The sequence below is a fragment of the Aminipila sp. genome (assembly GCF_032051575.1).
Classification (GTDB): domain Bacteria; phylum Bacillota; class Clostridia; order Peptostreptococcales; family Anaerovoracaceae; genus Aminipila.
In genome coordinates this window covers 193,279-216,384 of sequence record NZ_DAMBYD010000004.1, presented here as the reverse complement: position 1 = coordinate 216,384, position 23,106 = coordinate 193,279, and the positions used below count along the sequence as shown (strand labels likewise).

Here is a 23,106-nt window from a genome sequence, read left to right as displayed (position 1 = left end):
TTCCTATCTTCTTGATACGCAAGCGTATCTCTTCAATTTCTCTAAATTTTCTAAGCTTTTTCCTGTGCCTAAGGCAACTGCTTCAAAAGCATTTCCTTCAACGGTGACACTCATTCCAGTCTTCTGAGAAATTAATTTATCCAGCTCAGAAAGCATACCACCGCCACCAGACAATACTAATCCATTATTCACTATATCTGCTGCTATTTCAGGCGGCGCTTTTTCTAGAGTGGATTTTATACCATCAATAATAATTTCCACAGACTCCTCAAGGGCAATCAACATATCTCTGTTTGTTACTTCAACTGTTGAAGGTAACCCTGAAATAATATCTCTTCCTCTTGCTTGCTCTGTAATGGTGATTTCATTACCCTGTTCATCCGTTTCAATCATAGCGCAGCCAACTTTAATTTTTAATTCTTCTGCTGTCTTATCTCCAATTGCCAAATTAAAAGTTTTTCTCATATACGCTACAATAGCGTCATTTAATTTATCTCCAGCATATCGTAATGAAATACTTGTTACGATTCCACCTAAAGCAATAATGGCAATATCAGTAGTACCACCACCAATATCACAAATCATACAGCCTTCTGCCTCATCAATAGCCAGATTCGAACCAATGGCTGCTGCCATAGGTTCTTCAAGAATATATACTTCTCTTGCTCCCATTTGTCTTACAACTTCTTCAACTGCTCTTTTTTCTACTTCTGTAACCCCACTAGGTACACCTATGGAAATGCGAAGGTTATTAGAATTTTTGTTTCCTAATGCCTTTCTTATAAATACTCTAATCATCTCCGCAGTCATATCAAAGTCAGATATAACACCTTCTCTTAAAGGTCTTACAACTTCAATAGATGCCGGTGTTTTACCGATCATACGTTTTGCCGCTGTTCCAGTTGCCATAACCGTGTTACTAAGTTTATCCATGGCTATTACAGATGGCTCATTCAATACTATTCCCTTTTCTTTCATATATATTAAAGTATTAGCTGTGCCTAAATCTATACCCATATCATTTCTAAAAAACATACTAAATCCTCCACTACGTATTGTTCTCCTGTCCTAAAAAAGCTTGGACAATTACATAAGACTTTTATTTCTAAAGCTTAAAAAAGTGCCGTCACCAATTATTATATGGTCAAGTACTTTAATTCCTAATACCTCACCAGCTTTAATAAGTCTTTCTGTAATATCTATGTCTTCTCTACTTGGCGTAGGATTCCCGCTAGGATGATTATGTACAAAAATAACAGCTGATGCACTTTTTTTAACTGCTTTGCAAAAAATTTCTCTTGGGTGAATAATAGTGCAATTTAAATTGCCAATTGCAACATTTTCAACAGATATTACTTCACCCTTTGTGTTAAGTATTACAACATTAAAAAACTCCCTTTTATAGTATCTCATTTTTTCCATAAAAAGGTCGACGATTGCTTCCGGGTTGTTCACATTGATTCTCATTTCTTTAGGTTTTGTGGCAATTCTCTTTCCCAGTTCAATGGCTGCTACTATCTGACAGGCCTTAACTTGTCCAATACCTTGTATTTCTGCCAACTCTTCTGGTACACATTCTGCTAGAAAAGCAATTCCATTTTCCTTGTATGCTAGAATCTCATTTGCAAGAGTCACTGCTGATTTGTTATTAGTTCCAGTTCTAATAATGATTGCTAGAAGCTCTGCATTTGATAACGCCGAATTACCATAAATAACCAATTTCTCTTGAGGTCTTTCATCTACTGGAAGTTTTTTTATTATCATGTGTTTTTCCCCCTGCATCATAAAAGATGCAATATCTCTCGCCCCCTTATTTTTAATTCCCCAATTATTCGTATCTTATATTGTAGCATTTTAATGAGGCTTATACAAGAGAAAAACTATTTCAAATTTATTAATAAATTTTATGATTTTTGACATACTAAAATAGAAAACTAAACTTAGGAGGTACTAATATGAATTTTGTAAATGAAAGTATTAAATGTACAGTAGAACAGTGTAGACATCACGCAAATAGCCAGAATTATTGTTCACTTAATTCTATAACAGTGGGAACCCATGAAAAAAACCCAACACAAGACCAATGTACAGATTGTAAATCCTTTGAAGTTAAATAAGGTCATGCTTATTTTATAAGGTCATGCACTTTAGCCCCCTTTTCTGCATATAGTAAAAGTCTACAGAGGGGGGTTACATAAATGGGCAGTTCCTTTCCAAAACCACTTACATGCAAGGAAGAGGAATATTACCTTAAACTTTTTGAAAAAGGCGATTTAGATGCTAAAAATACATTAATTGTGCGTAACCTCCGTTTAGTTGCGCATATAGTAAAAAAATATTCTGGTGGCAATACAAATCCTGACGATTTAATTTCCATTGGAACTATAGGGCTGATTAAAGCTATCAATACATATAGTTGCAAACGCGCCACAAGGCTAGCAACTTATGCCGCAAAATGCATTGAAAATGAAATTCTAATGTCAATCCGTTCAGAAAAGAAACGTAAAATGGAAATTTCACTGAATGAGCCTAATGTGATAATATTTACAACTTATAAACTACTCCCTTATGTTGCATATAGCCCTGTAGTTTTCACCCTTCCCCGATGTTTCATAGTGTAAACAAATTGGTATAGGCATATACTTAAAACTTATATCCAAATCGTGGTTTTCATAAAGCACTATGTTATCTAAAATCTTACCGTATAAATCTACAGTGGGTTCTTGCTGGGATACTATGTTTTTTATTTGATCAAAGGCAAGCGTTAAACTCGATTCCGTTTTTAATTTTGCTTTCTTTTCTTTTTTTATTTTTTGAAGATTTTTTTCCAGGTCACCCAATGAATTGTTATATTTCACTTTCATTTGCTCTAATTCATCTGATGTAATCTTCTTTTCTAAATATAAATCAATTAGCTGCTCTTTCTTGTTATTTAGATTTTTTATTTCCTTCTTTAAAGATTTTTCCTGCTCCTCATTCATTCCACAATTCTGAAGACTATTCATTTCTTCTTGTATTTCATTAAAAATTTCATCTTTCAATAGGGATATATGTTTCAACGCAAAGTGAACACATGAGACCAGAATCTTTTCATTTATCACTCTGTTTGTGCAGCCTCTTTTATTTCCTACTCCATCTACTTTAGGTTTTCCATATGTATAGGCCTGGCTGCACTGCCATGCCCTCCATCTTCCCTTTTTCAATAACATGGTACGAGTTATACAGTTTGTACCACATTCGCCGCATATCACTTTCCCTGAACACCAATACCGGTTTGAGTATTTGGATTTTTCTTTTGACATTTTGGAACGCTTTGAATATTCTTCTCTTGTCATCTCCCAAGTTTCCCTATCGATTATAGCCTCATGGTGATCCCGAAAATATAGTTGTTTTTCTTGTCCATTATTTATATACTGCTTATGCTCCAAGAAGTCTGTTATGACAGTCTTCTGAGTTGTCAAATCTCCTACGTATTTTTCGTTGCAAAGAATCCTGGCAATGGTTTGCGGACTCCACTTTTCAATTCTGCCCCCAACTGTCACTTTTTCATCAATTAACTCTTTTGCTATCACACTAATGCCTTTTTGTTCATATACATACCGATTAAATATGTCTCTTACAATAGCAGCTTCATCTTCTTGAATTTTCAACACACCTTTTTCACACTTATAGCCAAAGGGACCATTGCCAAATACAAAACCTTTCTCCATCTGCCTTTTTTGGCCCCACTTTACACGTTCAGAAGTTTTTCTGCTTTCTTCCTGCGCCACAGATGCCATAATGGTCAGCCTGAACTCTCCATCCTTATCCCTGGAATCAATGTTGTCATTTATAAAGACAACTCCGACCCCTTTGGATTTTAACAGTCTTACATAGGACAAGGTGTCCACCGTATTTCTCGCAAATCTTGAAACCTCTTTTGTTATGATTAGATCAATGTTTCCAGCTAAAGCTTCTCTTATCATTTTATTAAATTCATCTCTTTTTCTTGTATTGGTCCCGGTTATACCTTCATCCGCGTATATCCCTCCAAACCTCCACTCTGAATTTCTTTCGATATATTCGCCGAAGAATCTTGTCTGATTGTTTAAAGAATTTAATTGGTCATCATCATCTGTTGATACTCTACCATAACCTACTACAGTAAGCATTGCATCTCTCCTTTTCAATGATAAAAACCAGCCATACATATTTTACTTCATGTTAAGCCGCTTTTCAAATTAGCACATTTTATGTTTTTGCAGGATCGATTTATATTGCTTCTCCGTGATGATACCGTCTGTATGTAACTGCTTATATACCCCCAGCTTAAATAATTGTTGAAACTGCTTACTGGCTTCAAAAATTTTTTGCTGAGATTCTGATTTTTTTGCTTCCATTTACTATACACACCCCCCTATTGCTTTTTACAATTATATTTATGATCTATCAACTTCATACGTCAAACTTTAATTACTTAACAGCACATATATACCGGCAGCCTTTTATGGATGCCGGCATGATCTACTGTTAAAGTAGTTATTATTTTATTTATGGTATCTATTTCCCTCACTCCCCGATATCCCTGGGTACATTTAATCTTTCTTATCCTCTCGTCGTTTTGGAATAAGCTTCACATAAAAACCTCATGGCGGGATAGACAACCTATGCCCTTCGCTCCCTGCTTGTACAAATCAGACCTGCTGTTTTGTTACTTTTACCTAGTGGCAGCAGCTCATGGCGATATACCGCTCTTTTTTATGCTACTTTTAAATGCTGCGTATTTAGTTGTCAATGTACTTTGCCTCCCTGGGTCCATTCTGTATAATCTCGCGATTACCAAAATTGGAACCACTGAATGCCATATAGCTTTCGCTATATATCTTCAAAACAAGAGCTGCGGCACAGCTCCTGCTTTCAGGATATATATTTAATTGCAATAAATATAAAATATTTGTGCTAATTTATAAAAGCTATGGTAAAATTGAGTTAATTATCTGATTGAAAATCATCTGGAACGGTAACTGGAAATAATACTTCAATACTTGTGTTAAGGGCCTTTGCTATGCTTATGGCAGTATGGACGTTTGGTACACGTTCTCCTGCCTCATAGTTTTGATAAGTCCTTATGGCTATATTAGCTTTATCTGCAACTTCTACCTGCGTAAAGCCTTTTTTCTCTCGAATTGTTTTTAGTATTGTTTTCACAGCTACCATTCCTTTCTAGTATTAACACACTCGAACATGCGTGTCATATATTTATGATATCACACTCATTTGTGCGTGTAAATACTCCACTATACATTTGGAGGTTTAATTTGTTTAACTTTGGAGAGCATTTAAAAGATTTAAGGAAATCTAAAAATATTACGCAAAAGCAACTTGCACAGCATATCAAGGCTAGTGAGCGAGGCATACAAAATTATGAATTAAACGAAAGAAAACCCACTTATGACATACTAATTGCTTTAGCAGACTATTTTGATGTTCCAATTGACTATCTGGTTGGTAGGGCTAATATTGATCATACAACGGTAGAATTACAACACCACTTGATTTTACCTGAAAAAAAAGAAAAGCTTCTAAAGATATTTGATACTTTAGATACTCATAATCAAGGGGCACTTTTAGAAAGAGCCGAAATGTTATTAGAAACTCAGAAAGAAAATAATATGACTCAAAACGATGCGCTCACCCCTCAGAAGGGGGCTTAAAGCGAAAAATTTATTAGGTTATGGAAAGGTTATTCCTCTTATGAAGAAATGACTTTACTTGCTAATAATGAGAATTTTTTTTAAGATAGAAATTATCAGTAATACTAAATTACTTCTAATATAAAAATTTTTGAAAGGTTATTGCTTTTGCATGACCTTTCTATTTAATTTAGAGCAAAATTCGACAAAATATAACAAATTACGAGGTGAAACTTATGATTACTATGAAATACTTGGGTTGAGCAATAATGCAACTGACGATGAAATTAAAACAGCTTATAGAACACTATGTAAAAAATACCATCCTGATGTGAATGATGCATCTAATGCTGCCACTTTCTTTCGGCTCATCCAAGAAGCCTATGAAACATTGTCAAAACATACTTCTAGGACTGCCTACGATAATTCTCAAAAATATCAATCAACCAATTCAAATGTTTCTTACGATTATGAGGATTACTCTACTCCTGAAGCTGATTATACATATGATCCAAAGCCAATCTCAAAAAAACGTAAAATATTATTGTGTTTACTGAAGATTATTTTAGCCCCACTTTTACCTGTACTAGCCTTTATAAATCACTGTTTGATTATAATATCTAGTGTTGCCATTTTAATATGTCGTTTTATATTTGGTATAGCGCTTTTATCCATTGTATTAGACTTTTTTATGAGTAATTTAAATTCTTTGAACGTAGCATTTGCTTTAATTATTGCATTTATCTTCTTTTGCCTACCCTATATCATACTGGCTTTACCTGCTGGTCTAATGTTTTTATCTGAGATGATAAAGGATTTTGTATTTGATAATTAATCTTACTTTGCTAGTTTTTACTCCTTTATATAAAAAGCAAAGCCTGCTATGATGAAATAAAATTATCATCGTAGCGGGCTTTGGTATTTAATCAACCATATAAGTATATTCAAAAGTGTAGGATTTTCAAATTCAATAGGCTACATTAAACTAGACTGACTATCATAAAGATAATGGCAGTTAATTTAACTACATGTACTTAGGCTAATGGAAAGTTATATCTTTTCATTTTTAATATTTTCTCGTGAAACTTCAATTGTGTAACTTAATACTTTTGGCGTAAAATTAATAAATTCCATGCTCGCATAGTCGACACTATTTTTATCATATTCATCCAGTGATTCTCTAGAAATAATCCAAATAAAATTATTTGATCCCGCACCAGAGCATGTGATGACATAGTCGACAGCTGGGCTGTTTCTCATTAACTTCAAAAATTCCCTACTCAAAGCAAGTACAACGGGGTGTTGTCCCCCATCATCATAAGCAATTGTTCCTAATGGTGACATATCTTCTATTAGAAATGCAATTTTCAGCGGAGTTGAGGACTCAATAACACTTTTCTCAATCAAATTCATCTTATAGCTCTCAATTTTGTTATAGTGATTCTGAAATATGGATGAAACATTTTTTACATACTGTTCATATGAAGACTTTCCCTTGATTTCGTCGTGAACAAGAATCCCATGATTTGACGAGGAGATAGCCTGAAAACTACGTTCAATACGTGCCTGCTCGCTTCTGTTTTCGCTTCCGCTTTTATGATTTTTGTAACTATCAAACTCAAAATGTTCAATTGCTAAATAACTCCCATTATGCAAAATCACCATATCAGGAGAATCACTGGGTAATATCTTGCCAAATGACAGATAATCCGCTACTTCCTGAGCCGCCTTTTTTTCACCCAAAAAGTGCATGGTATTTTCATCATTACAAAAATATCTGTCAATCGTATCTAAAGCCTCATTGCTCATAGTACTCCCTCCTAAAATTCTATCCAACAAATTGATATAACAACTTCCCTTAATTGCTATAATTAAAATCTGAACGGATCAGTAAATCGCAACTTAGCTTACTATCTTATAACTAAATTGAGATATAACAGTATGTATTATAGGCTCTGCTTTATCAATGATATAAACCAATTTACCTAAATTTTCAGCGTAATTATTTCTCATTAGCATTGTAGCTTAATCTTCCAAGTAATATTAGAATGCTAGGAATAGTCACTCCAAATATGTATATAATATCATCCAAAAAAATCATTGAATCAACCCAATGACCAGTTTTTTGCAATACTGCATAATTAAAAAGATTATATAGAAACATAAATAATATTCCGTTTTCTTGATTTACCCACGGACTGCATGTATTAATTATCATAAATCCACTTACAATCAGTGCAAGGTTAATCCAAAATATTACAGATACAATCTGAGCAGATTCTATTAAAGAAACTTTTTGCAAAAAAGTTCTTCCAACAATAAAATACAAGAAAAATACTAATCCATAGTGAATATAATCTTGAGCAATGTTACATTCACCATTTATATTTAGAATAAAAAGCATATCAATTGAATAAACCATAATATTAATAATAATATGAAATCCTATTATTATTAAATACTTACATTTCATAAAGCCTAACTCCTTTTTAGTTGTTTAAATAAATTGTTTGATGTCCCATTTTTCTTTTTTTCTCGACAACCCATTTGTTTTCTAATTTCCATTCTTGGGAATTATATACTCTGTAGCGATCAAGCTTCATGCTATAGCTATAATTGAACCTAAGCAAATCAGTAAATCCCAATTTAGCTTACTAAATTTTCTTATTATATGGTGCTAACTTTTGGTTAATCAATAGCAATTATAACTTACTTCCTCTATTTATATTTACTCTATTTTTTAGTTCTTCCACAGAATAAGTATTCCCCTTCTTTGAATGTAATGCCATATGGCAATTAGGGCATATAGGCACCAAATCTTTAATTGGATCTACTACATATTCTGTGCCAATTTCAGATAACAGCTTTAGATGATGTATATGAATTAAACCCTCAACTCTGTTCCATATACCTGTTCAAAATTAAAACCACAAATTATGCAAGAGTTACCTTTGTTGTTAATGCATTCTTGTCTTGCTTTAGAATTTCTTTCATATGCATTTACTACAACTCGCCTTTTTGCGTCTTCATTCAAACACTGATTAAGAGGTATTTCATCTGGATATAAAACTTTGCTGTTAATATACTTTAATAAAATTCCTAGTCCTTCACCTGTTATCTGGTGTACAGTCCTAAATTGCGTAAATATCATTTTACATACTTCATTATTAATAATAGGCGCTTTATACTGAATTTGAGTAATTTGGGCATCTATTGTTAGTTTATTATTGCAATAATCTTCTGGATGATTTCTTAAAATATAAGGTTCTGAAATTATATTTGCAATTGCATAGACTCCACTTTCTAAATTTCTATCTTGTTTTCCAACATTTAAAACCAAACTATCACCAATGCTCATATTTTTAGTAGCTAAAAAGGGTTCAATATGACCTATGCCTTTAACTTTTTTAAACATATTCCATTGTTTTATATTAACTGGTTCATAAAAATAATTCATCTTAACCTCCTATCAGCTAGTTACAAAGATATATTTAATCATTAATGAACTCCTCCATTTTTCTATAGAGATTGTTGTTAAAATCATTAAAGTATTCCGCCGATAAGCTATTAATACTACTTAAGTAAGAATAAGCTGTTGAAACAGGTTTAAATTTATTTTCAATTAATCCAGTTAACAAACCTATTCCAATTCCAGCAGTAGTTAATCCTTGAATCACATTTGAATTAAACGCTGTATATCCTAAAACATCAGTTGATAGTGTCACAAGAGATGTAATGTATCCTCCCCATTTCACCACTTTCATAATATCCATGCTCTTTTTATATTCTGTTAAGGCATATTCAACTTTTGCTTTTTCATCATTCATTATCTGCTCTAAAATTTGGGGATCAGAAGCTGCAGCCAATTGATTAACAAAGTTATCAATCTCATTATGAAACATTTCTCTCTCGTCCTTTCGCTTTTCCCTAAATTCAAGAATTTTAGAAGCAGGTATTGAAAGAAGATTTGTAGGATAAATTTCGTTTATAAAAACGGGAGCTAACACAGCTTCACTCTTTTCTAAATATTGTTCACCATTATAAACGCTATCTCGAACTATCTCTGAATTAAGAAAGAATGTGGATGCAGTCCATACATCCGTATTATCCGTACATAAAGATAAATTGTTCTTTTGAGCAAAGTTCTTGGATATTTCTAGGTTCCTGTAGCTGATATCCATCAGGAACTATACGGTATACTTTATCCCACAGCAATGCCGATGTCCATAACCACTGAAAGTCCTTAAATTGAAACTCAATAGTTGGATAATAAAGAATACTTTTTTTCACTATAGTTCACCTCTTAATATAAATCCTAATCTTAATAATGCCTCGGTCTATTCTAATATTCTTGGCTTTCCATTTTGCCAACTTCATATAATGCTCTAATTGAAACCTAAGCCAATCATCAAATCCCAATTTAGCTTAATATATCTATAAAAAAATTAAACACAAAAGAAAATTTATCATATGCTGCATTATAAATATAATGGTAGCTAATTTAGTGTTTACCCTTATTCATGTGATGCTTTTTCGTTTAAATCTAAATACATATTGATATGGTAATTAAATTGTTTTCTTGAGGTTTCTAATTTAGATTCACTACCCAACATATCTATAAGCGTTCTAAGCTCATTTTGATAGTTCTCTCTAAATGTTGCTTGTTCCTTAGAAGTTATACAAGTTCTGAGTAAGAGTTCATATGTTATTTTTGATTGCAAGTAAACTTCATTGCAGCAAAGTTGAAAATCATGTTCACAATAGAGAAAGGTTTTCTTTTTTTCTAGGTACCTTTTCATAAAATCTGGATACATCTTATATGGAATAATACTTGAAAATGAAGAACTAACCAAGACAACCTGTTTTAGAATTTTGCACAAATCATTTAAGTTATTTTCAAACTCTTTACAGTCGTTGTCAGGTATTGTCAAAGACTTATTTTTATCATCATAAAATTGTTGTATCCAACGAATATAATAGTCATTAATTAAATAAATATCAGCCATTATATTAAAATAATCATTAATTACAATTCGCTTTTCACTTTGATATGCGGTACATGAAATCAATAATGAAATAAATGCACTTCCAGCCACGCCAATTAAACAATTTACAATAAATGCTCTGTGACCTACTAATGCGTTGAGTTGCAAAAAGTTATTAACTATCCTAAATTCTAAAAGAATAGCCATAGTAACTGCTATAACCATAATCACTAGGCTACAAAATATAGCCTTTCGTTGAGTTCTCAATATAAAAATCTCCTTTTATAACAACTAAGTATCACATAATATTGAAAGTAATTTACTAATTAAGAGTGCGGTACTTTACTTGAACATAATCAGCCTCCCCATTACTACTATCATTGAAACCTAAACAAATCACCAAATCCCAATTTAACTTACTATCTTATTATCAAATTCAGATATAACCGTTATGTATATAAAATGTGAAGTTTGACCAAATAAATATTTCAAATAGTCGTCCACCGTGCTTACTATTTATTTGAAGCCATTTTTAGTGTCACTTTCTCTAATAAAATTTATTAAATACTTTTTGCTGACAGTTTTTATTTTTCCTTTTGTAGATTAAGTAAATAATAGACTCCAGTCTAGCATTCCATTCTCATTATTAACATTTGCTTTATATACATTTATTCTATAGCCAGTTTAATTAATAATTGAATTAATTACAGAAATTGTTCATTCTTATTTTAATTAATTCAACTCTACTTTACTGAACTCTAAAGCAAGTTGATCTATATCTTTTTTATGCTCATAATAGTATGCTTGTTCTTGGGTTATTTTCAATAGTTCATATAATATATTAATAATATTAGGCATTATTATTTTGCATAACTTATTACTAACAACTAATCCTGAAATGCCACCAGCAATGCCAGCAAATGGTGAAAATGGGTTTGTAGCCCCACCAGCAACTAAAAATGCTCCCGCCCCTGCTATTGCAGTTAATACTGCTCTAACTCCATATCGAGAAAATAACACAAGAACTTTAACTGCACCAATTTTTGCTTTTTCAGTTGCAGAAATTAATTTAAAATTTTTATTTATTGAAGCCAAGTCAAATAGTAATTTAACACCTAAAACAAGTTCAGACAAATATGGCACTAAATCAGTTGCAATATGTAGATTTATTTCTGGGATTTCAATATTATAAGCATTAACTATTAGCATTATATAGTCATTAAGTTCTTCAGTTATTTTAATATTTGAAATAGGAGTAACTACTACTTTATCAACCAATTCAGTATAATTAGAAAGTATTTTTTCACCAACTTCTGAAGTCAAATAATTTACAATGCTAATGTCCTGATTGTCAATCATCTCCTGTAATTCTGGATGTTCATTAAGTAATTGCAAACCTTTTTCTGAATCAAGCAGTTTTGTAAATTTTGATGATTGTCCACTAATTGTATCTACAATATCCGTGGCTTGTTGTTCAGCATAGTTCTTAGCTTGAATAATAACATTTGAATTATCACTTTTATTCCATATTATATCTATTACAGGGAAATTTGCAGATGACAAAATATCAACTTGGCTATTTGGATCATCTGATAATAGCATTTCTTCCAGTTTTAATTCATAGTACTTCCCCTTGACTCCGTTAAGTAATCCAAATACACCCTCATTACCACTTCTATTATATACCTCAATTATATGATCGCCGAGTTCACCTTGATGCGGATATTGCAATTCATGCGCTTTAACCAAATCCCTAGGAAGTTTATCTCTTGCTTCCATAATTTTCTGTGCTTTTCCTTCTTTTAATGCTTCCAAATAGTTAAAATATATTTTCAAGAAACCTTCTGCAAGAAGCTCAATAGCAAAAGCAGCATTAAGGAATTTATCGTCATTCTTATTCTCTAATAAAAATGTCCTTATTTCCTCTTCAGTGATATCATCAAACTCCAAATCATATTGGATTTTATTAAGCTCATCAAATTCTTCTTTAAAATCCACAACTACCTCCTATATAATCACATTGATTATAGCAATCAACGATGAAATCAATGCTATAGCAGAAATAATCATTGCATTTTTTATATTATATAATTTAGAAGTTTTTAGCCCCGTATCTGAAAGCACAGATTTTACATTTTTAAGCTTTTCGAGTTCTGTTTTTAATTCGCTTATTTGCTTTTCATAGGTTTTCAAGCGTTTAACAATTTCTTTATTATAATCTTTTTGAATCTCCCAAAATTTAATTTTCTCAGCAATCTCTATTTGTTCATTTGTTAATGTAACTTCATGCTTCCCTTTATTAATTATAATTTTATCTTCTGAAGTTTTTTCTCTTATATTTAATTTCTTAAAAATTCGGTTCATTATATCACCTTTCTTAAATCTTATTACCTCAATACTGCATTTAAAATAATATCGTTAGTGCATTTATGTCCGATAAATATGTAACTTCTATAGAAAATAGAATCTAAAACACATAATGGTAGACTATTATAATAATAAATTTAACTTAATTATATATTGTCTAAGTCTAATCCCAATTTAGCTTACTATCTTATAACCAAATTTAAATATAAAAGCTATGTATTCTAAGCATAATGGGAAGCTTGTATGAACATACTGAATTATAAGACTCCCTGAAACATATTAAGAGTTATATCTATATAATCAAGCAGGCTCATTATAGTCGATTTTCATACCTACCGCTTTTATACTCGTACAATTTGTCTCTATCCAATATTACTTGTACAAAATCGATGACTAACTATACTGTTGCTACAATAGTCAACCATTTCATATTTAATTTCAAACTATGACCTGTTGGTTTGATTTTTCTATAAATCCTCTTAACGTACTCTTCTGGATACTCACAGCGAGAATTTTCATTTTCGTCCGTGATAATTCACTTTCAATGTGGCGAAAGTCTCTCAAAAATCCACAAATCATTTAGACAGAAATTCTGCTGTTTCGGAAATCGGGTGGTCTGCTTGTGATTCAAATAAAATCTTACTAGCTCCATTTGTAACCTTGAACTTCCCATTACTAAAACTTATGGTATACCCCTTTGCATAAAGGTAGTGCTGAACATAAATGCCCAATTCGCCATCAAATAGTGACTCTATCTTACGGCTTTTCAATTCCTCGTGCAATGCTGAAAGAAAAAGTGCATAATTATAGCCATTTGACCATTTGTTTTGTATGAGATGCATTTCGCTTTGGAGAAGGCGTAGTCGCAAGTGAGATACACTCATCCATTTAAACAGCTGTGGATAGTGTATTAAACAATACCTCCAATCTTTTTTAGGCACCGACGATTTTGCAATTATTCCTTTCAGTTGTGCTTGTATATCAGTATTTGGGTCAAGTGTGTCAAGCAGTTGTTTGACAACATTACCGCAATTAGCGAACAATGATTTTAAACTGGGGGTATTTACAGCTTCATTTGGATCATCAACGCACAATGTTTTAAATTGACTTACCGGTAGTGTGTAATCACCAAAAGTAAGTAGCGCACGACGTAATAAATGCCCATGCCTTGGTTTCACATCGTCAAACAAAGCAGATATTTTATTCCAGTATTGTATAAAATGTTCTTTTTCATATTTGCCTTCACCACTCTTTGCAAGGTAAAGTGCTGAACGAATCTGCCCACTGAAATAACAGTGTTGTTCTGCCCTGTAGATTTCTAGTGCAAAACTCTTATCACCTATAATTATTTGTGCCTTTTCTTGCTCCTCTACTATTTGTTGTTGATTAAAGCCTAAAACTTTACCCTTAGTCGAGAAATATGTAAGTAAAGTATCACAGTTTTTAACAAGAGCATTAATGCTTTCAATTGCATTGCGATATAAGTTGTAAACATCTATTGTGCTATTAAGCGTGAGGTTTTTAATTATACGTAACCATTGTTTTAATGGGCCTTTATCTACACCCTTTGTCTTAAATAAATACGTTGTTATAGCGTGAAACAAAACACGATTAGTATAGGTACGCCCTTCGGTTAAAGCACTAAATATTAAAAAGTTTACATCTTTATAATTAGAGTTTTCACATAAGAAGTTCAGTGTATAAAATGCCGTTTCAAACACTTCTGCACTAATCTTGCTATAGTCCAGGGTGTTTGCCCAATTCTTATCGTCTTGAATTATTCCATTGTTCATTAACAGAACACCAAAGAAAGCATAGTATGTTTGGTCAAAATCTTCCTTGTGTTCCGTCCAAAAAAGGTCAGTCCAATCACAGTCAAAATAAAACTCGAACTTATCAATATATGATAATTCTAACTTTTTCATCCTGCCTATTAACCGTGCTTTAAAATTCTCAAATTCCGTCAGCGGTTTCCCACGGGCATTTAATTTAATATATAAGCTGTCCTCCATACCGAGCTCCTGCATTTCTAAAAACTTGAAAACAAGTGGTTTACCACCCGAACCAGCCAGTTTTCCAGCAAGATGGTCTATATCCCCAAATGTTGCTTGTATATCATCGAGCATAACAAGAGCGGATTTGATAGTCGGATCGTGCATCCAACCTGAAACGAACCACTCCGAATCCTCAATCTCCACTGATGGGCTTGTTCCAACCGCAAAAACAGCAGAACGGTTATCAATCAGCTTTTTCAAAAATTCACGGGATGTTATACGAGTTTCATATGTAAACTTATGCAAGAGAGGCGTTTTGGCCTCCTCATTGCGAAAAGCATACAAATGTAGAAGGAAGAGTGTTGTTAACCGCTGTTGCCCATCGATTGGTACGAATTTTTCACCTTCAGCTTTTCCATATACGAAATTAAGGTCAAGTGGTGATGTTTCCTCCAGGATAGCGGCTCGCATATCAATAAGCAAATTGGAACGCACGGTTTTTGCATGGACATCTTGTCGTCCTTGGGCATAATCCCGTTGGACAATTGGCACTTCAACCCGATATTCATCAAGTAATTCAAATAAAGTATCAATTGTTTTTTCACTCATTGTTCTGACCTCCCATTAAAGAATGTATCTAGCGTTTGTTTTATAGCTGAAACATACTCTGTTTTGTCTTTTTCGTTCCATGAATCCATACCATTAAGATTTTTTGAATACACCTTCAAAAAAACATTTTTTGTACACAGCGGTACAAAAAGTCCCTTCGATTCGCGTTCAATAATTATCTTTCGTTTGTCTACGAATTGTGCTTCCTTATAACTGCGATTTGTATGGCAGTCGAGCAAGGCAAGGTTACCAAGGCTATCATCTGCATCATCTGTTTCATCTGCAGTTGCATGGATATGCTCAATATCCCATTGTTCTCGCTTATAAATGTCAAACGGAAAACGATATTGTTTTTCACTTTTACATACAAGTGTTGCGATGTTAAAGAGTAAGAGCAACTGGCGGATCCTTTTCTTATGGGCAGTTGTATCAAGAGCGAGTATATTTAAATCATCGTACTTAATTTTAGCCTTTGCAAGTAAGGCTGTGGCAACCTCACATTTTCGCTTGCCGCGTGTAAGTGAAAAAATCTCTGTAATCTTTGTGCCATTAGCTATTAGATAACCGATTGTGTGATATTTATTTAAGTCATTATACCAATCACGAAATTCGGAATATAACTTTTCAACATCGCTCCAAAGGGCATTAACGAATTCTTCTTTTCCTTTTGCGTTTTTCAGAGCTGCTGAGAAAACCAAAAACGGAAAGTAGTTTTGACTTGTTGATATCGGATTCTGTGCAATTGCATTATAGTCCTTTGCAAGCAAATCAAATAGCATATCAATGCGAGTGCCGCTTTGCTCTTTTTCGCAAAGGAAATACCAAAAGGAATCATCACGCAACCCTTGCTCTATCCTGTCCCACGCTATGGAAATCTCAGTTTGCCTCTTTCTTGCATCTATGCCGAAGTTGTCTTGGTTAAGAATCAAGGCTTTAATAAGTTCCGCATTTGTGAGAGGAATTTTTCCCAGATTCACTTTTGTGAACATTGCAATCGGGTCAATATTATGAGGGAGCTCGTACCATATAAAAAACACACTTTTCCTAATCTTGGTGTTAAGTTCTTGAATGGCAACTGACTTATCAGGTTGAGATTCAAGCCATTTATTCATATTGCTATAAGCACGGCCCATATAATAAAAATCAATATTTGAATCATCAAAGTTTTTTTCGTCTGATAAAGTCTTTAAAAAAGAACCGCTATTTTTACGCGTTTCGTAGTTCAAGTCAAAGGGAGGCACTGCAGAGCGAATTTCTTGTGCAGCAATTTTCATAAAAATATAAATAGTAGTAAGGCGTTGCTGACCGTCTACCACCTCGAAAGAACCATCCTCGCGTTTTTTCACTATAAGCGGCTGAATACAGTATCTTTTATCCCCTTCAATTGAAAATTCAGACACATCATCAAGTAAAGCTGATACTTCAAATTCTGTCCAACGATACCCTCGTTGGTATGAAGGTACGAAAAACCTAAGGCCTTTCAGTTTTCCTATTGTCTTTTTATCAATCGCCATATCTTAACCTCCATTGCTAATCATATTGCTTATTTTAATTTGAACACCATCTGGTAGAGTGAAAGCTTGCTCATAGGTGCTACCTAATGTATCTGCTATTGCTTGTCTTATAAATCCACCTCATCTTATTACTGCTAGCTATTATCACTGGAACCTAAGCCAATCATCAAATCCCAATTTAGCTTACTATCTTATAACCAATTCCAATACTTTATAAGTACTATGAATTACAAATATCCAGTATGGAGCATAATGCTAGCTGCATTTCTTTTTCATTTTTTTTAAGTGATTCGGAATTATCTAGATAACGCCAGTTGATAAAATCATCCTTATGATTATCTAGTAACTTTTCAATTGTAATGCTTTTAACATTTTGTTCCTTAAAATAGTTATCTTCTAGAGCATTTCTTGTTGATTCAGGAAGATTATTGTATAAATTTATTAATCCATGAATTCTGTCAGCATTTTGACCTTCTTTTAATAGTAAAGATTTTAGTGCAAGTTCAAGAGCAAAAGGTAAAATAAAATTCACTACGTAATCACATCCTATTGACAAAACGTCTAAATCATTACTTCCAGATGCAGATTTTGCATCTCCTCTTAAAGCTTTACTAACTCCACCATTATTCTTTATATCTAAATTCAATTTTTGAAGTGCATATATAACCCATTGCATTGCTAGTGCTTGACCCTGCCGCAAATTTTTTTCACTCATCTCTCTATTGCTACCCTTCTAAAGCTTTATTATTATTCCTTCACCTGCACAACTAATCAGTATATGAATTATATAATCACTATCTTATACCCATCTCCTAAAATACAATTAATTTTATTACTCAATCTCAAACTCTTGCTTTACTACATCTCATAATTACTATTAGTAGAAACTAAGCCAATCATCAAATACCAATTTAGCTTCCTAGCTTAAACCAAGTAAAAATGTAACTACTTTGTATAATCTTTCATATCTTGACTGGTTTCAATCGCAAATATCTATAAATAATAACCTTCTTGTTTCATGAAAGAATTATAAGTTTTTTCAAACTCAATTGGTAATTCGGGTATTATTTCTTTTATTTCTTCCATTGATTCTCTACATTTTTTATATGCATCGTCTTGTCCCTTTTTAAATTTATCTAGTTTGTCACATATTCTCAATATAGCAGCTTCTAACTCATACTCTTTGCAAGGTTCAAAATCGCCCTTGTGTGCTTTTATAATTTCACATATAGCGGATAGTTCTTTATCTTCTGATACCTTTATAACAGCAGCCCTAATATACTTTTCTTCATTGTGCTGCTTTTTATTATTAAATTTAGCAATATCATGTAACCAAGCAGCATCTATCAATAATTCTTTTCTTTCGCCATTTAAATCTAGCTTTTCACTGAATTTTTCACACATTTTTACTACTCTAGCAGTATGGTCTTTTAATGCAGTATGGTCTTTTAATTTAGTTTCACTTTCATCAATATAATTATAAAAAATATCCTTTCCTTTCATTTTTACCTCCATCAACCACAATCGTTTAAGTCATTATAATTATTACTATCAGTCAAAATTCAAAATAACCAAATCCCAATTTAGCTTTCTATCTTATTACCAAATTTAAATATAACAGATATATATTATATGGATAATGTGAAGTTGCCTAGAAATAATTTTCTTTTTCATCTAATACATTCTAAATATATTTATGCCAACATTTTGGTATCACTAACTTCTTTTCTTCTGACCTTAAATCGGCTCTTTGAATAATTTTACTACAATAACTACTACCACGTATTTTACTTTTATATCTTATTAATATATTAATTGGTGGATTTAACTTTTGCACAAGATAATACCTACATTTTTCTTTATATAAGGAATCAAATATTTCACTTTTGGATAATTCCCTAGTTATTTTCAACTTATTTGTTGTATAATACCCTTTTTTATAACCATCAGTTGAATCTTTAAAGAAACTAGTTTTACCAACAGGCTCAACTTCACAAATGCGGATATCTTTGTCAAAATAAATTATTGTAGAACTTACATATTTAGTATAATGAAACCATAACCAAGTATCATTGTTATCTGTAGAATATGTTTCACCAACAGAAAATTGATAATTATTATAACCTTGAAGGTTTTTGTTGAAACCTTTATAAAACAAATCTATACCTCACTTTTCAATTTATAACAATATCCAGAAACTTTTCTAACATTTCTCTCCTATGTATTTCTCGTGATTTAACCCAATCTTCTATTAAGTGTTCATGTGCTTTATCCATTGAAACAGCCTCCATTTATGTTGTTATTTCTAAAATATATCACTTCACTGCTTTGTATTTTTTACCTTAGTTACTTTATACTATTACTATCATCAGCAGTAATCCCAATTTCGCATATCTGAAACCTTAGTCAATCTCAAATCCCAATTTAGCTTACTTATTTTGACATGAAGGGCATCTCCTAAGCCAAATATCACAGCCATTTGCCTCATATTCAAAACCACAATTCATACAACACATTTTATATAACCTTTGACCCTTTAAAGTTCCTTTATTTCCTATAATTCCTAAATTCTTTTGTTGATTTTTGTTTATATATCCTGTAATTGTTGTCTTCTTATTTATATTTCTTGCTTTCTGCAAATTAATTTGATACTTTTTAATTTTATGTAGCATTGGAATACGTTCAGACTCCACAACTTTTTTATCCTCCTTACATAGCATAGATACCCTCATATACCTGTTGTTATGTTTCTGATAATGATATGCCTTAGTAAATGGCACAGCACCAGGTCCGTTATAGATTTCTTCTATATCACCTGTTTCTCTATCCATGTGAAATGCAATTAAATAGTCTGGTGAATCACCAATTAATATGCTATCTGCTTGAGTGATTTTTATTTGAACTTCTCTTCCATCAGGTGATTTGCCATCATGTACTGGAGCTGAAGCCTCATATAATGATATCCCATAATAATAGACTGCCATAACCTCACCAATTGAACCTACTAAATGCCCATCTAAAGTAAAGTGCCTTCCCTTAAACACATCTTCAAGATTATGTACAATATCAATTAACAGTTTTATTTTATCTTTGGCTTCTTCAATCATCTCTTTGGAATATGTCTCCATTCCTTCTATTACCTCACATAATATTTCAATTTAATATATAACTTTGTTTGTACTAATAATTGCATTAATAAATCCCAATTTAGCTTACTATCTTATAACCTACTCTGTATTATTAGCCTAATGGCAAGTTTACTATATTCATTTTTAACAATATGATTTTTCTAGAATCTTTTTAAGAACTAGGCTTTGTAGTAATCCTTCATAAGATGTTATCTCTAATATCTCATGGATATCTTGATTAGATAACCATAAAATAGGTATTTTTTTCTGTTTTGCATGTTTTAGTTCTTTTTGGACCCAAATAGAATTATTAATCTGTGTTGATTGGATAATACACACAATATTTGCTCTATTTAATTCTTCAAATACTCGCTCCTGATGATTAATACTATCATTATCCAAAATATCAATATAAACATATAACCATTCTAAAATCTCCAATCGTTCTTTTATTTTTTTAAGTATTAAATAATCCACATCATTTCCACGCAAAGTGTAACTAAGAAAAACATTGACTTTATCCAATTGTAAATCCCCCTTATGCTGTCAAAACTAGCGGAAATAGGACTGCAATAATAACTAAACCGAAATACATAATCTGAGACCCATTAAAAAATGATTTTCTCACCCTATGCTTATTCTTATTTATAACTTTTTCCGTTAACTTATATCTTTTTCGTATTTCATTTCCTTCTATAACCATTTTTTCTCTTAATCTATCTTGGTAAAAATATAAAACTACATCGACTATGTAAAAAAGACTCGGTACCAATATACCAAAAAATCGAACTGCATCAATTAGCTTTGAATAGGATGATTCTTCTTTGTAAATTGCTGTTAACAAGGTGAATACTGCAACTTCTACTGTAATACATAATTTTTTCGTCTCAAGGCTATTATTACTAAAATTTAGAGTTGCATTATGTAATTGCTGAATTTGTATTTTATTTAACTCATCAGCTATGTCACTATTATTATTTGTTTCATTGTTATACTGCATTATTGATATAACTCCTTATTTATATAATTAATTCATTTAAAAAAACTCCAATTTTATTGTAAGCGCTCAATAACAGAGTGCCTTACCTCCGAGCAATAACTTTGTTAGAATATTTATTTGCCGCAGGCCTCTTGAACCTGACTTGACCACGGCATTAATAAATCCAATAGTCCCGGTTGGCAGCGCCAGTTTGTATCAGGCATGTACTGAAGCAAATATTCAAGATATGCTCTGACATTCAGGCCGCTTGCCTTAGCCGTTTCAACTATGCTATATACAGCAGCTGATGCATCAGCTCCCTTTGGAGTATCACAAAACAACCAGTTTTTTCTGCCTACTGTAAAAGGCCTGATTGCATTCTCTGCAGCATTGTTTGATATTGAGAGCCTTCCATCTAGAAGATAATTCTCCATAAAAGGCTTTTGATTTCTTGCATATGTCACAGCTTTGTACAGTGCAGAGCCACTTAATACATTTTTTTCAAGCCATGACCAAAAGGCCTCTAATACCTGTTTTTCCAGTTCCAGGCGCTTTAAGTAACGCTCCTTGGGACTGAGGTCCTTTAGAGAGTCTTCGATGTTAAACAGGCTGTTGCAGTAATCTCTTCCGATTTCTGCAGTTGTCTGCAATGCACCTTTGGCCTTCTTCTGAGGGATTGCTTCTACAAACTTTCGCCTGAGGTGTGCCCAGCAGCCACATCTTGTGATTTCCGGAAGCTTGTTGTAACCGGAGTATCCGTCACAGTGGACGTAGCCGCTAAAACCCTTTAGGTAATTTGCAGCATTTTCGCCGCTGCGTGAAGGCTGGTAGTCATACAGTATGATAGCAGATTTGCCATCGTCTCCGCTTCGATACAGCCACATGTACTTTATAAAAATAGAGCTAAAGATTTACAAAGCAATGGCATTCATCGTTTATATCAGGTTCAAATGCTCATTCTAGACTCTGCATAAACCATAAGAAGATTCCTTATAATGGATATTATCTATAGTATTTTTAATATTGATTTCATCATGTGATAGCATAAACTATTATGGCAGTAATTGGTTTTACTACCCTATTGTAACAGGTCAAGTTAATACACTAGATACTATCAGCTCAGTTGAATAACTTATAGAGCAGTTATTGAAATTACCCTTTCTAACCATTGAAGTAATAAATGCAATATCACATTTTCTCTTATTATCAAATTTCATACTCTCATCTACATGAGAATAAATGTTATTTGATACTGCGATTGAACAAATATATTTGTCTGTTTTAGTATTTTGTAACCTTAAATACTTCACATTATCATTTCGCAAATCCCATTTAGCAAATACAGTTCCATAGAATATCATAGGGGTATTGTAATCATCTTCTTCATTCAATGCCACGGATAATCTTTTTCTTCTGATACTTCTGCGAGTTTCTCCTTCACCAAAAGTAAAATAATTACATCTATCATTGTTATCTTTTTCTCCTAGTGGTTGTGTTGTTCTCTGCCTTTTTTGTATTTTATTTAATAGCTCTAAACAAGACTTTAGCTTTCGATTTATTGAATCGTGATTACGTATGTCATTACAATAATCGTCCATCTCTTTTTTGGTTGCAGATTTAAAATTATAAGAACAATCTGATTCGTGTTTTGCTGATGGCTTTGTTTTAAAATGTGGAGTTTTTGCATTAGGATGGAATGATAACTGCGCTATAAAACATTCCGGGCAAAAGAAATCACCGTAATATTCATCATCGTATTCATTATCTTGTTTTTCATGTATACCTTGTAATTTTTCTACAGAAATAATCTCTTTCCTGCTACACAGATAACACTCTTCGAATTTTGTATTCCCCATAT

General features: G+C 32.5%; 28 protein-coding genes. 4 read left to right on the top strand and 24 right to left on the bottom strand.

Annotated features, from left to right (window positions below; genetic code table 11):
- Window positions 1–3 precede the first annotated feature (3 nt).
- Window positions 4–1,035 carry a rod shape-determining protein gene (locus RTW14_RS07080; RefSeq protein WP_312649007.1) on the bottom strand — a complete coding sequence of 344 codons (1,032 nt, stop codon included), beginning with the start codon at window positions 1,033–1,035 and terminating at the stop codon, window positions 4–6.
- Between the two features lie 51 nt (window positions 1,036–1,086).
- Window positions 1,087–1,764, bottom strand: coding sequence for a RadC family protein (gene radC, locus RTW14_RS07075; RefSeq protein ID WP_312649006.1), 678 nt, complete (start codon window positions 1,762–1,764; stop codon window positions 1,087–1,089).
- A 191-nt stretch (window positions 1,765–1,955) separates the two neighbouring features.
- Here radC and RTW14_RS07070 point away from each other — a divergent pair, with 191 nt between their 5' ends.
- Window positions 1,956–2,117 (top strand): DUF1540 domain-containing protein, encoded by a 162-nt coding sequence (locus RTW14_RS07070; RefSeq protein WP_312649005.1) that lies wholly within the window; start codon window positions 1,956–1,958, stop codon window positions 2,115–2,117.
- Window positions 2,118–2,198: 81 nt separating this feature from the next.
- Window positions 2,199–2,621 (top strand): sigma-70 family RNA polymerase sigma factor, encoded by a 423-nt coding sequence (locus tag RTW14_RS07065; protein WP_331654412.1) that lies wholly within the window; start codon window positions 2,199–2,201, stop codon window positions 2,619–2,621.
- Here the strand turns inward: RTW14_RS07065 and RTW14_RS07060 are convergent.
- The 3 genes from RTW14_RS07060 to RTW14_RS07050 all read right to left on the bottom strand — a co-directional run bounded on the left by RTW14_RS07060 (window position 2,559) and on the right by RTW14_RS07050 (window position 5,187).
- A complete protein-coding gene (locus tag RTW14_RS07060; RefSeq protein ID WP_312649004.1) occupies window positions 2,559–4,151 on the bottom strand; it encodes a recombinase family protein in 1,593 nt (530 codons plus the stop codon). The two genes, RTW14_RS07065 and RTW14_RS07060, sit on opposite strands and share 63 nt — an antisense overlap.
- Before the next feature lie 69 nt (window positions 4,152–4,220).
- Window positions 4,221–4,379 (bottom strand): hypothetical protein, encoded by a 159-nt coding sequence (locus RTW14_RS07055; protein ID WP_312649003.1) that lies wholly within the window; start codon window positions 4,377–4,379, stop codon window positions 4,221–4,223.
- 589 nt (window positions 4,380–4,968) lie between these two features.
- Window positions 4,969–5,187 carry a helix-turn-helix transcriptional regulator gene (locus RTW14_RS07050; RefSeq protein WP_312649002.1) on the bottom strand — a complete coding sequence of 73 codons (219 nt, stop codon included), beginning with the start codon at window positions 5,185–5,187 and terminating at the stop codon, window positions 4,969–4,971.
- A gap of 110 nt (window positions 5,188–5,297) precedes the next feature.
- On the opposite strand from RTW14_RS07050, the gene RTW14_RS07045 reads away from it, so the two are divergent.
- Entirely contained in the window at window positions 5,298–5,693 is a 396-nt protein-coding gene (locus tag RTW14_RS07045; protein ID WP_312649001.1) for a helix-turn-helix domain-containing protein, read from the top strand.
- 151 nt (window positions 5,694–5,844) lie between these two features.
- Window positions 5,845–6,507: a J domain-containing protein gene (locus RTW14_RS07040; RefSeq protein WP_312649000.1), complete on the top strand. Its 663-nt coding sequence runs from the start codon at window positions 5,845–5,847 to the stop codon at window positions 6,505–6,507.
- 215 nt (window positions 6,508–6,722) lie between these two features.
- Here the strand turns inward: RTW14_RS07040 and RTW14_RS07035 are convergent, their stop codons facing one another.
- The 19 genes from RTW14_RS07035 to RTW14_RS06950 all read right to left on the bottom strand — a co-directional run bounded on the left by RTW14_RS07035 (window position 6,723) and on the right by RTW14_RS06950 (window position 23,104).
- A complete protein-coding gene (locus RTW14_RS07035; protein WP_312648999.1) occupies window positions 6,723–7,481 on the bottom strand; it encodes a hypothetical protein in 759 nt (252 codons plus the stop codon).
- A 193-nt stretch (window positions 7,482–7,674) separates the two neighbouring features.
- The gene (locus tag RTW14_RS07030; RefSeq protein WP_312648998.1) at window positions 7,675–8,145 is read right to left on the bottom strand and encodes a hypothetical protein; all 471 of its coding nucleotides are present in this window, start codon (window positions 8,143–8,145) and stop codon (window positions 7,675–7,677) included.
- Window positions 8,146–8,374: 229 nt separating this feature from the next.
- Entirely contained in the window at window positions 8,375–8,551 is a 177-nt protein-coding gene (locus RTW14_RS18825) for a hypothetical protein (protein WP_442871566.1), read from the bottom strand.
- A gap of 5 nt (window positions 8,552–8,556) precedes the next feature.
- On the bottom strand, window positions 8,557–9,129 hold the full coding sequence (locus RTW14_RS07025; RefSeq protein ID WP_312648997.1) for a hypothetical protein: 573 nt from the start codon (window positions 9,127–9,129) through the stop codon (window positions 8,557–8,559).
- A gap of 34 nt (window positions 9,130–9,163) precedes the next feature.
- The gene (locus RTW14_RS07020) at window positions 9,164–9,679 is read right to left on the bottom strand and encodes a DUF6236 family protein (protein ID WP_312648996.1); all 516 of its coding nucleotides are present in this window, start codon (window positions 9,677–9,679) and stop codon (window positions 9,164–9,166) included.
- Window positions 9,680–9,776: 97 nt separating this feature from the next.
- A complete protein-coding gene (locus RTW14_RS07015; RefSeq protein WP_312648995.1) occupies window positions 9,777–9,962 on the bottom strand; it encodes a hypothetical protein in 186 nt (61 codons plus the stop codon).
- A gap of 224 nt (window positions 9,963–10,186) precedes the next feature.
- Window positions 10,187–10,924, bottom strand: coding sequence for a hypothetical protein (locus RTW14_RS07010; RefSeq protein WP_312648994.1), 738 nt, complete (start codon window positions 10,922–10,924; stop codon window positions 10,187–10,189).
- 465 nt (window positions 10,925–11,389) lie between these two features.
- Window positions 11,390–12,655 (bottom strand): hypothetical protein, encoded by a 1,266-nt coding sequence (locus RTW14_RS07005; protein ID WP_312648993.1) that lies wholly within the window; start codon window positions 12,653–12,655, stop codon window positions 11,390–11,392.
- A gap of 9 nt (window positions 12,656–12,664) precedes the next feature.
- Window positions 12,665–13,021 carry a hypothetical protein gene (locus tag RTW14_RS07000; protein WP_312648992.1) on the bottom strand — a complete coding sequence of 119 codons (357 nt, stop codon included), beginning with the start codon at window positions 13,019–13,021 and terminating at the stop codon, window positions 12,665–12,667.
- 578 nt (window positions 13,022–13,599) lie between these two features.
- Window positions 13,600–15,627 (bottom strand): DUF262 domain-containing protein, encoded by a 2,028-nt coding sequence (locus RTW14_RS06995; RefSeq protein ID WP_312648991.1) that lies wholly within the window; start codon window positions 15,625–15,627, stop codon window positions 13,600–13,602.
- Window positions 15,624–17,141, bottom strand: a complete 1,518-nt coding sequence (locus tag RTW14_RS06990) for a DUF262 domain-containing protein (RefSeq protein ID WP_312648990.1) — start codon at window positions 17,139–17,141, stop codon at window positions 15,624–15,626. The genes RTW14_RS06995 and RTW14_RS06990 overlap by 4 nt, the downstream gene beginning before the upstream one ends.
- Window positions 17,142–17,361: 220 nt before the next feature.
- Window positions 17,362–17,856: a HEPN domain-containing protein gene (locus RTW14_RS06985; protein WP_312648989.1), complete on the bottom strand. Its 495-nt coding sequence runs from the start codon at window positions 17,854–17,856 to the stop codon at window positions 17,362–17,364.
- A 278-nt stretch (window positions 17,857–18,134) separates the two neighbouring features.
- Complete coding sequence (locus tag RTW14_RS06980; RefSeq protein WP_312648988.1) at window positions 18,135–18,644, bottom strand: HD domain-containing protein; 510 nt, start codon at window positions 18,642–18,644, stop codon at window positions 18,135–18,137.
- A 181-nt stretch (window positions 18,645–18,825) separates the two neighbouring features.
- Window positions 18,826–19,299, bottom strand: coding sequence for a DUF7666 domain-containing protein (locus RTW14_RS06975; protein ID WP_312648987.1), 474 nt, complete (start codon window positions 19,297–19,299; stop codon window positions 18,826–18,828).
- Window positions 19,300–19,570: 271 nt separating this feature from the next.
- A complete protein-coding gene (locus RTW14_RS06970; RefSeq protein ID WP_312648986.1) occupies window positions 19,571–20,269 on the bottom strand; it encodes a DUF6998 domain-containing protein in 699 nt (232 codons plus the stop codon).
- A gap of 144 nt (window positions 20,270–20,413) precedes the next feature.
- Window positions 20,414–20,794, bottom strand: a complete 381-nt coding sequence (locus tag RTW14_RS06965) for a hypothetical protein (protein WP_312648985.1) — start codon at window positions 20,792–20,794, stop codon at window positions 20,414–20,416.
- Window positions 20,795–20,807: 13 nt separating this feature from the next.
- Window positions 20,808–21,269: a hypothetical protein gene (locus RTW14_RS06960; RefSeq protein WP_312648984.1), complete on the bottom strand. Its 462-nt coding sequence runs from the start codon at window positions 21,267–21,269 to the stop codon at window positions 20,808–20,810.
- A 113-nt stretch (window positions 21,270–21,382) separates the two neighbouring features.
- Window positions 21,383–22,132 (bottom strand): IS66 family transposase, encoded by a 750-nt coding sequence (gene tnpC / locus RTW14_RS06955; RefSeq protein WP_312648983.1) that lies wholly within the window; start codon window positions 22,130–22,132, stop codon window positions 21,383–21,385.
- 207 nt (window positions 22,133–22,339) lie between these two features.
- Window positions 22,340–23,104 carry a hypothetical protein gene (locus RTW14_RS06950; protein WP_312648982.1) on the bottom strand — a complete coding sequence of 255 codons (765 nt, stop codon included), beginning with the start codon at window positions 23,102–23,104 and terminating at the stop codon, window positions 22,340–22,342.
- Between the last annotated feature and the right edge of the window lie 2 nt (window positions 23,105–23,106).

Excerpts from the sequence above, each read along its gene's own strand:
- RTW14_RS06985 (WP_312648989.1), bottom strand. The coding sequence starts at position 17,856 with ATGAGTGAAAAAAATTTGCGGCAGGGTCAAGCACTAGCAATGCAATGG.
- tnpC (WP_312648983.1), bottom strand. The coding sequence starts at position 22,132 with ATGTGGCTGTATCGAAGCGGAGACGATGGCAAATCTGCTATCATACTG.
- RTW14_RS07055 (WP_312649003.1), bottom strand. The coding sequence starts at position 4,379 with ATGGAAGCAAAAAAATCAGAATCTCAGCAAAAAATTTTTGAAGCCAGT.
- RTW14_RS07035 (WP_312648999.1), bottom strand. The coding sequence starts at position 7,481 with ATGAGCAATGAGGCTTTAGATACGATTGACAGATATTTTTGTAATGAT.
- RTW14_RS07000 (WP_312648992.1), bottom strand. The coding sequence starts at position 13,021 with ATGAACCGAATTTTTAAGAAATTAAATATAAGAGAAAAAACTTCAGAA.
- RTW14_RS06950 (WP_312648982.1), bottom strand. The coding sequence starts at position 23,104 with ATGGGGAATACAAAATTCGAAGAGTGTTATCTGTGTAGCAGGAAAGAG.
- RTW14_RS07060 (WP_312649004.1), bottom strand. The coding sequence starts at position 4,151 with ATGCTTACTGTAGTAGGTTATGGTAGAGTATCAACAGATGATGATGAC.
- RTW14_RS06980 (WP_312648988.1), bottom strand. The coding sequence starts at position 18,644 with ATGAAAGGAAAGGATATTTTTTATAATTATATTGATGAAAGTGAAACT.
- RTW14_RS06995 (WP_312648991.1), bottom strand. The coding sequence starts at position 15,627 with ATGAGTGAAAAAACAATTGATACTTTATTTGAATTACTTGATGAATAT.
- radC (WP_312649006.1), bottom strand. The coding sequence starts at position 1,764 with ATGATAATAAAAAAACTTCCAGTAGATGAAAGACCTCAAGAGAAATTG.
- RTW14_RS06990 (WP_312648990.1), bottom strand. The coding sequence starts at position 17,141 with ATGGCGATTGATAAAAAGACAATAGGAAAACTGAAAGGCCTTAGGTTT.
- RTW14_RS06960 (WP_312648984.1), bottom strand. The coding sequence starts at position 21,269 with ATGCAGTATAACAATGAAACAAATAATAATAGTGACATAGCTGATGAG.
- RTW14_RS07065 (WP_331654412.1), top strand. The coding sequence starts at position 2,199 with ATGGGCAGTTCCTTTCCAAAACCACTTACATGCAAGGAAGAGGAATAT.
- RTW14_RS07070 (WP_312649005.1), top strand. The coding sequence starts at position 1,956 with ATGAATTTTGTAAATGAAAGTATTAAATGTACAGTAGAACAGTGTAGA.
- RTW14_RS07080 (WP_312649007.1), bottom strand. The coding sequence starts at position 1,035 with ATGTTTTTTAGAAATGATATGGGTATAGATTTAGGCACAGCTAATACT.
- RTW14_RS07030 (WP_312648998.1), bottom strand. The coding sequence starts at position 8,145 with ATGAAATGTAAGTATTTAATAATAATAGGATTTCATATTATTATTAAT.
- RTW14_RS07025 (WP_312648997.1), bottom strand. The coding sequence starts at position 9,129 with ATGAATTATTTTTATGAACCAGTTAATATAAAACAATGGAATATGTTT.
- RTW14_RS06970 (WP_312648986.1), bottom strand. The coding sequence starts at position 20,269 with ATGGAGACATATTCCAAAGAGATGATTGAAGAAGCCAAAGATAAAATA.
- RTW14_RS07040 (WP_312649000.1), top strand. The coding sequence starts at position 5,845 with ATGACCTTTCTATTTAATTTAGAGCAAAATTCGACAAAATATAACAAA.